Origin of the sequence: Pseudomonas sp. JQ170C (genome assembly GCF_035581345.1) — a bacterium.
Taxonomy (GTDB): Bacteria; Pseudomonadota; Gammaproteobacteria; order Pseudomonadales; family Pseudomonadaceae; genus Aquipseudomonas.
Genome location: NZ_CP141608.1, coordinates 3,060,384 through 3,072,020, shown reverse-complemented (window position 1 = coordinate 3,072,020; position 11,637 = coordinate 3,060,384). Strand labels below are relative to the sequence as shown.

General features: G+C 62.4%; 10 protein-coding genes. 8 read left to right on the top strand and 2 right to left on the bottom strand.

What is annotated here, in order from left to right; genetic code table 11:
* The first annotated feature begins 152 nt into the window (after positions 1-152).
* The gene (locus U9R80_RS14110; protein ID WP_301837659.1) at positions 153-1,616 is read left to right on the top strand and encodes a DUF1254 domain-containing protein; all 1,464 of its coding nucleotides are present in this window, start codon (positions 153-155) and stop codon (positions 1,614-1,616) included.
* A gap of 44 nt (positions 1,617-1,660) precedes the next feature.
* Here U9R80_RS14110 and U9R80_RS14105 read toward each other — a convergent pair whose 3' ends face one another.
* Positions 1,661-2,683, bottom strand: a complete 1,023-nt coding sequence (locus U9R80_RS14105) for a substrate-binding domain-containing protein (RefSeq protein ID WP_301837660.1) — start codon at positions 2,681-2,683, stop codon at positions 1,661-1,663.
* Positions 2,684-2,935: 252 nt separating this feature from the next.
* Here U9R80_RS14105 and U9R80_RS14100 point away from each other — a divergent pair, with 252 nt between their 5' ends.
* From U9R80_RS14100 to U9R80_RS14075, 6 genes are all read left to right on the top strand, one after another.
* Complete coding sequence (locus U9R80_RS14100; RefSeq protein ID WP_301837661.1) at positions 2,936-4,285, top strand: uracil-xanthine permease family protein; 1,350 nt, start codon at positions 2,936-2,938, stop codon at positions 4,283-4,285.
* 21 nt (positions 4,286-4,306) lie between these two features.
* A complete protein-coding gene (locus U9R80_RS14095) occupies positions 4,307-5,704 on the top strand; it encodes an amidohydrolase family protein (RefSeq protein ID WP_301837662.1) in 1,398 nt (465 codons plus the stop codon).
* 21 nt (positions 5,705-5,725) lie between these two features.
* Positions 5,726-6,439, top strand: a complete 714-nt coding sequence (locus U9R80_RS14090) for a sulfite exporter TauE/SafE family protein (RefSeq protein WP_301837663.1) — start codon at positions 5,726-5,728, stop codon at positions 6,437-6,439.
* 47 nt (positions 6,440-6,486) lie between these two features.
* Positions 6,487-7,743: an OprD family porin gene (locus U9R80_RS14085; RefSeq protein WP_301837664.1), complete on the top strand. Its 1,257-nt coding sequence runs from the start codon at positions 6,487-6,489 to the stop codon at positions 7,741-7,743.
* Positions 7,744-7,823: 80 nt separating this feature from the next.
* Positions 7,824-8,858, top strand: a complete 1,035-nt coding sequence (locus U9R80_RS14080; RefSeq protein ID WP_301837665.1) for a L,D-transpeptidase — start codon at positions 7,824-7,826, stop codon at positions 8,856-8,858.
* Positions 8,859-9,017: 159 nt separating this feature from the next.
* Positions 9,018-9,728 (top strand): murein L,D-transpeptidase catalytic domain family protein, encoded by a 711-nt coding sequence (locus U9R80_RS14075; protein ID WP_442964975.1) that lies wholly within the window; start codon positions 9,018-9,020, stop codon positions 9,726-9,728.
* 2 nt (positions 9,729-9,730) lie between these two features.
* Here the strand turns inward: U9R80_RS14075 and U9R80_RS14070 are convergent, their stop codons facing one another.
* A complete protein-coding gene (locus U9R80_RS14070; protein WP_301837667.1) occupies positions 9,731-10,453 on the bottom strand; it encodes a lytic transglycosylase domain-containing protein in 723 nt (240 codons plus the stop codon).
* Positions 10,454-10,679: 226 nt separating this feature from the next.
* Here U9R80_RS14070 and U9R80_RS14065 point away from each other — a divergent pair, with 226 nt between their 5' ends.
* On the top strand, positions 10,680-11,609 hold the full coding sequence (locus tag U9R80_RS14065) for a malate dehydrogenase (RefSeq protein WP_301837668.1): 930 nt from the start codon (positions 10,680-10,682) through the stop codon (positions 11,607-11,609).
* Positions 11,610-11,637: the final 28 nt, after the last annotated feature.

The window sequence follows — 11,637 nt, the reverse complement described above, 5'->3', positions numbered from 1 at the left end:
CGGGCGAGGGCGCCTGTAAAGGATCATCGACCTTATCGGAGAGATTGCCGAAGTGCCTGGCCCAGGTTTGAGTCGGGCACTTTTTTTCAGTCTGGAAGCACCCGATGGTCAATGTGACTGCCATTGTTCATTCCACACGGAGTTTGAAGGCTATGAAGAGTACTTTTCGGCATTCGTTGCTGGCGTTAGCGCTTTGCGGCGCGATGGTGGGCGGCGTGCAGGCTGCGGGCAATGCTTCCGGCAAGCCTGCCGGGGAGGTGCCAGGCATTCCTGCGGGAACGGTGATGACGCCAGCGAGTGCCAAGGTCATCGCTCAGGACACTTACCTCTGGGGCTGGCCTTTGGTCAACGCCTTCAACCGCCGTGCCTCCTTCGCCGCCGCGCCCAAGCAGGGGCTGGTTGGCGGTATCTTGCCGGCAGCACCGACCGGCTATGTGACCATGCTCAGCACCTACGTATCCCCGGAGCAACGCTGGGTGGCCCACCCTAACCAGGACGTGGTCTATGGCTTTGGCTATGGCGCCGTGGACAAGGAGCCGGTAGTGCTGCAAGTGCCCGACTTCGGCGACCGATTCTGGGTGTATGCCATCTATGACGCGCGCAGCGAGGAATTCTCGAAGCTGGGTAAACAGTACGGCACCAAGCCTGGCAATTACTTGCTGGTCGGTCCGAACTGGAATGGCAAGGTGCCCGACGGCATTACCGCGGTCATCAAGGCACCGACCGAACTGGTCGCCATGGGGCCACGGGTGTTCATGGATGACAGCAAGGAAGACCGCGAGGCTATCCACACCGTACTCAATCAGGTAGCGGTGTATCCGCTGAGCCGCTACGACGGCAAGACCGTGACCACCGACTGGAAGGCCCTGCCGCATTTTCCGGCGGGTAAGAATTCCTCAAGCGAAACCAAGTGGGTAGACCCGGCGAAGTTCTTCGACCAGCTGCCGGAAGTACTGGAGAAGGTCCCGCCGCTGGCGGGGGAGGAAAGTCGCTACGCAATGATGAAAGCCCTGCTCGAAGCTGCAAAACAGGACCCTGCGGTGAAGCAGGCAATGCTCGAGGCCGCGAACGAGACCGAAACAAAGGTCATCAGCGAGCTGTTCAACTTCCGCACCAACGGGTCGCGACTGCCCAATGGCTGGAACTCGCCGACCAATGTGGCCCGGTGGGGCAACGATTACCTGACCCGGGTCGCCACTGCCAAATCGAACATGTACACCAACCAGCCGGAGGAAACCCGCTACTTCTTCCTGGAAGTGGACGGCAAGGGTGAGCGACTGAACGGCAATCACCGTTACACCGTGACCTTCGACAAGGGCCAGACACCGCCGGCCGATGGCTTCTGGTCGCTGACGATGTACGACCCCCAGCATTTCTTCGCAGCCAATGACCTGCAGCGATATTCCTTGGGTACCAAGAACTTGAAGAACATGAAGCACAACGCCGATGGCTCGTTGACGCTTTACGTGCAGCATGACTCACCCGGCAAGGACAAGGAGGCCAACTGGCTGCCGGCGCCGAGAAGCGATTTCGAGTTGACCATCCGTACGTACTGGCCCAAAGCCGAGGTGCTGTCCGGTGCCTGGACGCCGCCGGCAGCGGTGCGCGCCAAGTAGTTCAGGTTGCACTGCCGGGATTGTGTATTACGGCGGGGCAGCAACTACGGCGTTAGGGTCGATTCGCGTGGAATCAGGGTGGCCAGGGGGGCGTCGATGCGTTGGCGCTCGCCGGTGTCATTGATCTGCTCGAAGAGCAGTTCGATGGCCAGGGCTGCCACTTCTTCAAGGTGCATGTTCAACGCCGTCAGGGGCGGGGTGCTTTCGCGTGCGCGCAAGCCGTCGTAGCGCGTCACCACCTTCACGTCCTGGGGGATCTTGAGCCCTTTGTCCCGCAGCGCTCGCACAGCGCCTGTGGCAAAGGCATCGACCGGCACGCACAGGCCATCGATGCCGGGGTGCGCTTGCAGCAGCTCCATACACGCCGCCGCACCGGCAGCTTCGCCACCCCCTTCATCTGCCCGAACAATCGCCGGCTCTTGGTGGGTGGCCGCGCAATAGGCCCGGTAGGCCTGCTCCATGTCCAGGTAGGAGTGCCGGGATTGCACGCCGATCACCAGGCCGATGCGCCGCGCGCCTTGCTGTTGCAGGTGGTCGAGCAGCAGTGTGCCGGTGGCCTGGCCATGCATGTCGATGTACGGCAAGGCCTGGGCCTCGGGTTGGCGCCCGATGGACACCAGCTTCACGCCACGTTTGCGCAGGCGCGCAACGTTTGGATCGTTGGCCACCGGCTCGATGATCACCGCGCCGTCGATATCCAGCGTATCAAGCAGCTCCCTGGCCTCATCCATGGGCGGCACCAGCACCAGGGCCACGCCTCGGCGCAGCGCCGCTTCGGTGGCGGTGGCGGCAATTTCCATCAAAAAGCCCAGGCGCGACGAACCACCGGCCACGGCAAAGGGCATGGAGGAGAGCAGGGCGATGGCGTTGGCGCGTCCGGTGCGCAGGCGCTGGGCACGCAGGTTGGGGCTGTAGCCCAGGCGTTCAGCAACTTCTTTCACCAGTGCCCGGGTGACCGGATCGACTTGCCCGCGATCATTGAGCGCGTGGGACACGGTGGTGCGCGACACCCCGGCGGCGTTGGCGACATCGGCAATGGTGAGGCGGCGAGAAGGGCTGTTGGGCATAGACAGATGGGCTCTTTAAGCGATGGCGGCAGTTATACGCTGCCTGAAGGCTATCAGCTACTGAGGCAAAGAGGGGTGAGGGATGCGTTGACAGCCCTCCAGAACAGGAATACATTCTGCCCAAATCGATTTGGGTGAATGTACAAATCGATTTGGTCGGGTAGATGTGCGCATTTTCCCGCCGAGGCTCGTCCAGATCCAAATAACAATAATTCAATGGGCTGTCGGTGACGGCCCAGGTCGAGGTGGGATATGCCGGATATCGAAAAGAACCCTGTTAGCCCTGTTGATGAGCGCCTGCCCTGGCGCCAGTTGCTGATGTTTGGTGCCCAGCATGTGCTGGTGATGGCGGCATCGCCGATTGCGTCGGTGTTCCTGATGGCCACGGCGCTTGGTTTTTCCAGTGAGCTGACGCTGCAGTTGCTCAGCGCCACTTTTCTGGTGTGCGGGCTGGGCACACTGTTGCAGTCACTGGGTTTGCGCGGCTGCGGCGCACGCTTGCCGTTCATCATGCTGCCCGGCGGCGCGCCAATCATGCTGTTCATCCTGATCGCCCAGCAGAACGGGGTGGCGACAGCCTCGGGCGCGGTGATCCTGACGGGCATCTTCTACTTTCTGGTGCTGCCGGTGTTCCGGCGCCTGCTGCGGTTTTTCCCTTCGGTGGTGGTGGGCACCATGTTGCTGCTGGTCGCGGTCAATCTGGTCAAGCTATCGGGCCAGTTGATTGTCGGGGCGCCCGGCAGTGCGCACTTCGCTGCGCCCCAGCAACTGCTGCTGGCCTTTGCCACCATCGTTATCACGGTGCTCTGCGCACGGCTATTGCGTGGCACGCTGGGCCAGTTGTCGATTTTGCTGGGTTTGCTGGGCGGCAGTTTGCTCGCGGTAGCCATCGGCGCATTCGACAGCTCCGGCCTCGGCGTCTACCCCCTGTTGAGCCTGCCGACCTTCATGCCGTTCGGTGTACCGCACTTTGATGTGTTCGCCTCGATCCCGCTGATGCTCTTTTGCCTGGTTTCGATGGTAGAAGCCACCGGCCAGACCGTGGCCATCAGTGAAGCCGTAGACAAACCCCTGGACGTCGACAAAGACGTGGTGCGGACAATCCGCGGCGATGCGCTGACGTCGATACTCGGTGGTTTCATGGGGACGTCACTGATCATCACCAGCGGCGAAAACATCGGCGTCATCCGCGCCACCCACGTGCGCTCACGCTATGTGACGGCGGTTTCCGGCGTGCTGCTGCTGATTTTCGCCTTGCTTGCGCCGCTGGCACGGTTGATCGAAGGCGTTCCTGAAGCCGTGGTCGGCGGCACCAGCCTGATCGTGTTTGCCATCGTCGGCACCATGGGCATCGACATGCTGCGCAAAGTGGATCTGCGCAACCACGGCAACATGTATGTGGTGTCCATCGCCCTGGCCGTCGGCCTGCTACCGATTCTTGTACCTGGCGTCTACAGCCAGTTCCCCAACGGCATCGCCGGGCTGCTCGGCAATGGCGTGGCCATGGGCGCGCTGACCGCGGCCGTCATGAACTTTCTTTTCCATTGCATTGGCCGCCAGCACACCGCGGTGGACGCCAAGGCAAAGCTGATCAACTCCTGACCCGCACACTAAGGCTTTTATATGAACTGCACTGTTACCAATCACCTGGCAGTTTCGCCAGAGCACCTTGCCGCGCCCGGTCAACTGCTGGCCCCCGACTGGCTGCTGTTGCCCGAAGGGCCGCGTCGCGATCACGCCGTACGCATTGTCGATGGCCACTTCGCCGATGTCGGCCCGCTGGAGTTGTTGCAAGGCCGCTATCCCAACCATGCCGTGCTGCGTCTTGAGCACCAGCTGTTGATGCCAGGCTTCATCGACACCCACCACCACCTCAGCCAGAGCTTTGGCAAAGGCCTGGTGTTTGGCGAGCCGTCGGAGATTTTTCGCCGGGTGTGGATTCCCCTTGAGGGATCGCTGGATACCGACCTGCTGTACCTGACCAGTAAACTGGCCGCCTTTGAATCGTTGCGTGGCGGTTTCACCACGGTGTGCGATGCCGGTACCCGCTCGAAGGAAGGGGTGGAGGCGATCGCCCAGGCGGTGCATGAAGTGGGCATACGCTGCGTACTGGCGAAAACCTGCAACGACCTGGAAGGCGCGCGCGTTCTCGATGCGCGCCAGGTGCTCGCGGTGGCGGAGCAGCACCTGGCGGCGTGGGACAACGACCCGTTGATTACCCCGTCACTGGCAATCCCTATCCCCGAGATTGCCACCGACCCCACCCTGGGCGCTGCGTACCGTTTGTGCCATGAGGCGGGCAGGGTGTTCCAGAGCCATGTCAACGAGCACCTGGTTGCAGTCGAACGTTCCCTTGAGCGTTACGGCGTACGGCCGCTTGAGCAACTGCACCGGGCGGGCGCGCTGGGGCCGGGGGCACTGCTGGCCCACGCCACACTGCTGACTTCCAACGAACTCTGCCTGCTGCGCGATAGCGGCGCAGCCGTGAGCTACAACCCGGTGGCCAGCGCCTGGAAAGGCAATGCCGTTGCCCAGGCGCACCTGATGCACTGCCTGGGCATTCCCCAGGGCCTGGGCACCGACGGCACCCGTGGTGATGGCTTTCGGCTGCTCGATTACGCCGAAGCCGCGCAACGCTTCGCCCATGGTTTGCCGGTAGGTGACTCGGTATGCGGCGGCGGCCAGTTGTGGCTGGACATGGGCACCCAGAACGCCGCCGATGTACTGGGGCTGGGCAAGGTGACCGGGCGCATCGCGGCGGGAAAGGCTGCGGATTTCCTGCTGGTGGACCTGGCGGTGCCTGAGTTGGTGCCGTCCTGGAACCTGCCCTGGGACCTGGTCAGGCTCGCCAACCGCGACCAGATCCAGGCGGTGGTGGTGCAGGGCAGGGTACGCCTGTGGCAAGGCTGGCCCACCGACTGGGATGCACGCGATCTGATGCGCCGGGTCGATGCACTGGCCAGACGCGTCGTTGACCAGGCCCCCATCCATAAAGTGCACCCTTTGCCGACTGTGGCTTGACTGATCTGGAACGAGACAACGATGAATCTACCCTTCGACCCCCTGTACATCATTGCTGTGGCCGTCGCCTGCGGTGCGCTTGTCCAGGGTACGACGGGCATGGGCTTTGCTCTGATCGTGGCGCCGGTAATGGTCTTACTGGCGCCGGAGTCCTTGCCCATCAGCCTGCTGATACTGATGTTGCCGCTCAATGCCGCCGTTGCCTGGCGCGAGCGCAGTGCCATCGATTTCAGAGGCAGCTCGTGGATTACCCTGGGGCGTTTTGCCGGCACCTTTGGTGGGGTCTGGATCCTGCTGTTGCTGCCGCTTTCTCAGCTGAACCTGCTGATCGGGCTGTCGACGATCGCCGCCTGCCTGGTTACCTGGATGGCGCCGTCGTTCGTGCCCGGGCGCCGGGCGCTGATCTCGACCGGGGTGATCACCGGCATCACTGAAACCGCCACCGGAGTGGGCGGCCCGCCGCTTGCCCTGGTGTACCAGCACTCGCCGGTGGCCACCTTGCGGGGCTCTGTGGCCCTGTGCTTCCTGGTGGGGGAGATCATCTCGCTGGTGGTGCTGGCGTTGGGCGGGCATCTGCACACCGAGCAGGTCTCACCGGTGCTGGCCCTGTGCGTGCCGCTGGCACTGGGTGTGGTTGCCAGCCACTGGGCCCGCAACCTGATCAACGAGACGCGGCTGCGCCGCTTCGTACTCATCTTCGCCTTCGTCTCCGGGGCGCTTCTGCTGGTGCAATAAGCAACGATCCATCGCATTCCACAACAAGTACAAAAAAGGAATTCGCCATGTTTGCTTTGAACAACCCGATTACCCGGGCGGCACTGCTGTGCACGACTGCCTGGTCGGCAATGGCTGATGCAGGCTTGATCGATGACAGCAAGGCCACGGTATTGCTGCGCAACTACTACTTCGACCGCGACTACAGTGACAGCGGTGCGGTGCAAAGCCAGCGCCGGGAATGGGCCCAGGGCTTCATCGTCAAGGGCACCTCCGGCTACACCCCGGGCCCCGTCGGCGTGGGCGTGGATGTACTGGGCCTGGTGGGCGTCAAGCTGGACAGCAGCCCCGATCGCACGGGTACCGAGCTGCTGCCCTACGACCATGACGATGGCCGCGCGCCGGGCAGCTATGGCCGACTGGGCCTGACCGCCAAGGTGCGCCTGTCGCACACCGAACTGCGCCTGGGTGAGCTGCTGCCCGAGGTGCCCATCCTGCGCTTCAATGACGGCCGGTTGCTGCCGCAGACCTTTCAAGGCGCCATGCTGACCTCCAGGGAACTGGATCGTCTTACCCTGCATGCCGGCCAGATCCACTCTTTCAGCCCGCGCAGCGCCGCCGACAGCGAAGACCTGTACCCCTCGGTCAGCGGTCGTACCGTTGCCACCGCCAGCTCTGACCGCTTCACCTACGCAGGCGGCGAATACAGCCTGGGCAAGGATTCGGCGCTCGGCGTCTGGACGGCAGAGCTGGAAGACGTCTACCGCCAGAACTACTACAGCCTGACTCACTATCAGCCGGCGGGCGGCTGGACCGTCGGCGGCGTGCTGGGGGCATTCGACACCCGCGACAGCGGCCGCTCGCTGGCAGGAACGCTGGACAACCAGGCCGCGTCATTGCTGTTGTCTGCCGCCCATGGGGGGCACCGGTTTTACCTGGGGCTGCAGCGCATGTACGGGGAGGACGGCTGGGTCACGATTGACCGCTCGCTGGGCAGCACCTTGGCCAATGACATGTTCGCCAACACCTTTGTGTACGCCAACGAGCGCTCCTGGCAACTGCGCTACGACTACAACTTTGCCGCGCTGGGCATACCGGGGCTGACGCTGTTGATGCGCTACACCCACGGCGACCATATCAACACCGTCGAGACAACCCATGGCCGGGAGTGGGAACGTGATGTGGGGCTGACGTACACCTTTCAGTTCCGTGCGCTTCAGGGGCTCAGCGTTCGTTGGATCAACGCTGAGGTGGGGCGGGATTTTGGGGTGAATGACTTTACTGAGAATCGATTGATCGTGAGTTTGCCGGTCGAGCTCTTTTAGCCTTTGCGCAACTCGATTCGCATGGTCGCGCCAAGCGCTTCGGGCTAAGCTGGCGGCATGATTCTCTGAGGATGGATTCGATGATGCATCTACCGCTCGCTCTGGGCCTGTTACTTGCCGCTGCCGTGGTCGAAGCGGCGCCGGTGCAGGTGCCTACCCCGGCCGAACTCAAGGCCCAGCTCGACAGTCTCAAGCCTGGCCAGTTTCTCTGGTACCCGCAGGTGTCGCCAGTGGGGCCGGTGACCGTGGTGGTCAGCCTCACCGAGCAACGTGCCTACGTCTATCGCAATGGCATCGCCATCGGTGTCAGCACCGTGAGCAGCGGCAAGCCCGGCCGGGAAACCCCCACCGGGGTCTTCAGCATTCTGCAGAAGAAGGTCGAGCATAAATCCAGCCTCTACAACAGCGCGCCGATGCCTTACATGGAGCGGCTGACGTGGGACGGCATTGCCTTGCACGCAGGCCATCTGCCGGGCTACCCCGCCTCGCACGGTTGCGTGCGCCTGCCGCTGGCTTTCGCCAAGAAGCTGTACGAAGTCACCGGTTTCAGTTCGACCACCGTGATCGTTTCCGATACCCATAGTGCACCGGTGGAGGTTTACCACCCCGGTGTGCTCGCACCTACGGTCAACGAGGGCAAGGCCCAGGGCCCGCTGGTATTGAACCAGCAACAGTTCTGGAACGATCCGGACCCGACGGCGGGGCCGTTGTCGATCCTGATCAGTCGCGCCGACTTGCGTGCCTACGTGTTTCGCGGTGGCCAGTTGATCGGCTCGGCGCCAGCACTCTCGCTTGAGAGCAGCAAACATCGCAGTGGCATGGCGGTTTATTCGTTGTTGCAAAGGCCATCTGCCTTGGCGCTCGAGGCTTCGCTGCCATTACGCTGGTCGGTGGTGGGGCTGAGCAATCCGGAATACGGGGATACGCCGTATGACCAATTGGGCCAATTGACCATGAATCCGGAGTTCCGCCGTCATTTACGCGCGGCGATGGACATCGGCACAATGTTGGTGATCACCGACTGGGCGTCCACCCGGGATACCCGCAGCGATGGAAAATTCACGGTGGTCAGCACCGAAGACAGCGAAGAAGTTAAACCATTGGTCAAGAAATGATCGGCAATCCTGTGAATATCAAGCAAAGTAGTGGCCTTTGGCTTCAAAACAACGCAACGCAAAACCGACCATTAGGACTTAGCACCTGTTGACGACTTCGCCAGCCAGCGCCGTGCGGCTTTCGATTGAAGACAGGTGCCAACAGGGTAATCCATGTCGATGTTCAAACCATTGCGGGGAGCCATCCGGCTCTCAGCGGCCACTGTTGGCCTGTTTTTCCTCAGCGTTTGGCACACCGCCCACGCGCAAGCGTTGCCTAGCGCCGCCGAACTGCAGCAATTGGCGCCGAGCGCCAGCCTTTCGACCCTGACCCTGGCACTTACCGCCTATGCCTGCGCCAGTGACAGCGACGCGGACAAGTTGCTCACGGTAATCGACTACTCCAAGGCCTCGCGTGACAAACGCCTGTGGGTGTTCGACTTGCGCGCCAAAAAACTGTTGTTCGAGGAATGGGTTGCCCATGGCAAGAACAGCGGCGCCGATGTGCCGACGACGTTCTCCAACACCCCGAACAGCTACCAATCTTCCATCGGCCTGTATGAGACCGGTCAGACCTACAGCGGCAAGCACGGCCGTTCGCTCCGCCTGCAGGGGCTGGAGCCGGGGTTCAACGACAACAGCATGTCGCGGGCGATCGTCATGCATGCCGCCGCGTATGCCGACCCCAAGGTCGTTGCCGGTCTCGGTCGCCTGGGTCGCAGCCAGGGTTGTCCTGCCGTCCGGCCGGCCATTGCCGGCAAGCTGATCGACACGCTGGGGCGCGGTAGCTATGTGTTCGCCTATTACCCACAGGGCGACTGGCTGAAAACATCGCGCTTCCTCAACGCCCAGAGCTGCCCGATGGCGAATCAGACGCTCGCTCGCAAGTAGTACTACCGATGGCTGCGATAGCGTTCGGCCAGGGACTGCACGAGGGTGACGTAGGATTGCGTTTCGGCGTAGGGGGGCACCCCGTTGTACTCGACCACGGACGCTTCGCCGGCGTTGTAACCTGCCAGCGCCAGCATCTGGTTGCCGTTGAAGCGCTTGAGCAGCCAGGCCAGGTAGCGCACGCCGCCATGAATGTTCTGTCGTGCGTCGAACGGATCGTCCACGGCGAAGCGCTCGGCGGTGGCGGGCATCAACTGCATCAGCCCCTGGGCGCCGGCAACGGAAATGGCGTTGGGGCGAAACGCCGATTCGGCATGTATCACTGCGCGGACCAGCGCCCGGTCGACACCATACCGACCCGAAGCCGCTTCGATCTCGCGCCGATAGGAATGGGTGTCCAGGCGCAGTGAGGCGACCTTGAAATCCTTCGGCGCCCTGCACAGATAGCAGCCCTTGATGTAATAGAGCTCAAGGACATCGACCCGTGCGGAGATCCCCACGGGGCGCCGGCTCACATATTGCCGAACACCCCGGTGGACGAAGGTGAACACCCGCACCCGCACCGCGCCGGGGTCGTCTTCGCGCACCACCCGTGGCTGGGCCATTGCCTTGGTGCCGACAGCGGCGCTCGCCATGTCGCTGGCGTACAGTGGAGCGACCAGCAAGGCCAGCTGGATGCAGCCCAAAAGGCGCTTGCGAGCCCATCGCCATACTCTGGAACTCATCACATCGCTCCACACCGCTGGCGCCTGGCCCGGTCGTTGCCTTTGGAGGGCGTAGTCTGGGTGATCCGCCGTTTGTCCTAGTAGTTATACCTCTTGTAAACGGCCTTGGAACTTGCATGGACGTACGGCGGGTACAGGCCACCTTCGGGTGGCCTTTTCGCTTTAGCGGGTAATACTTCTATAGGCGGGGGATTTGCTGGCGGTGCGAACCGCGGGAAGGTGTGACGTGAACAAACTATCCATTGTGGGTGCCGGCATTGTCGGTGAGGCGGCGGCTCAGATCATCGCCCGGGAAGAGTTCTGTCGTGAGTTGATGTTGATTGATGTGCAGGGTGAGTTGGCGAAGGGCAAGGCACTGGACGTCTGGCAGGCGGCCGTTGAGTCAGGCTCTGATACCAGGGTGTACGGCGGGTCCAACGCCGAGTTGTTGCAGGACACCGACCTGGTGGTGATCACGGCGGGTGTGCCGCGCAAACCTGGCCAGTCGCGTCAGGATGTATTGAGTATCAATCTGCCCATTCTCGATAGCATCATGCGGGATATCAAACGTCATGCTCCGGCGGCGACTGTGCTGGTGGTGTCGAACCCGGTCGACGTACTGACCTATCGGGCCTGGAGTCTCAGCGGGCTGGGACGCAACAAGGTATTCGGGCAGGCGGGGGTACTGGATACAGCGCGCATGAAGTGCTTCATTGCCGAGGAAACAGGGTTTTCTGCTCGGGATATCACGGCGCTGGTGCTCGGAGGGCATGGCGATAGCATGGTGCCGCTGATGCGGTATTGCGCGGTCGGTTCGGTGCCGCTGTCCCACTTCCTGTCCGATCAGCAAATAGAGCGGATTGTGGAGCGCACACGGCAGGGTGGCGGCGAGATCCTGGGTTTGAAGAAGGTCGGGAGCGCCTGCGATGCGCCGGGCGTGGCCATTGCACAGATGGTGGATGCCATCGCCAACGGGCGAAACAGCATTCTGCCGACGGTCGCGATTCTCGAAGGCGAGTACGGGCGTACAGGTATCGCCATGGGTGTCCCCTGTGTGCTGGCAGCGGAGGGGGTTGCGCAGGTGATCGAGTTGTCTCTGGATGCGCAGGAGCAGGCGATGTTCGACCGATCTGCCGATCAGGTGGCGCGTGATATTGCTGAAATGAATGCGTTGTGAGTGGGGCAGTGGGGAGCAGGGCGCCGGA

What these genes read in the sequence shown, in the direction of transcription:
- U9R80_RS14090 (WP_301837663.1), top strand. Translation starts at nt 5,726, where the DNA reads ATGAATCTACCCTTCGACCCCCTGTACATCATTGCTGTGGCCGTCGCC.
- U9R80_RS14105 (WP_301837660.1), bottom strand. Translation starts at nt 2,683, where the DNA reads ATGCCCAACAGCCCTTCTCGCCGCCTCACCATTGCCGATGTCGCCAAC.
- U9R80_RS14080 (WP_301837665.1), top strand. Translation starts at nt 7,824, where the DNA reads ATGATGCATCTACCGCTCGCTCTGGGCCTGTTACTTGCCGCTGCCGTG.
- U9R80_RS14100 (WP_301837661.1), top strand. Translation starts at nt 2,936, where the DNA reads ATGCCGGATATCGAAAAGAACCCTGTTAGCCCTGTTGATGAGCGCCTG.
- U9R80_RS14075 (WP_442964975.1), top strand. Translation starts at nt 9,018, where the DNA reads ATGTTCAAACCATTGCGGGGAGCCATCCGGCTCTCAGCGGCCACTGTT.
- U9R80_RS14095 (WP_301837662.1), top strand. Translation starts at nt 4,307, where the DNA reads ATGAACTGCACTGTTACCAATCACCTGGCAGTTTCGCCAGAGCACCTT.
- U9R80_RS14110 (WP_301837659.1), top strand. Translation starts at nt 153, where the DNA reads ATGAAGAGTACTTTTCGGCATTCGTTGCTGGCGTTAGCGCTTTGCGGC.
- U9R80_RS14070 (WP_301837667.1), bottom strand. Translation starts at nt 10,453, where the DNA reads ATGAGTTCCAGAGTATGGCGATGGGCTCGCAAGCGCCTTTTGGGCTGC.
- U9R80_RS14085 (WP_301837664.1), top strand. Translation starts at nt 6,487, where the DNA reads ATGTTTGCTTTGAACAACCCGATTACCCGGGCGGCACTGCTGTGCACG.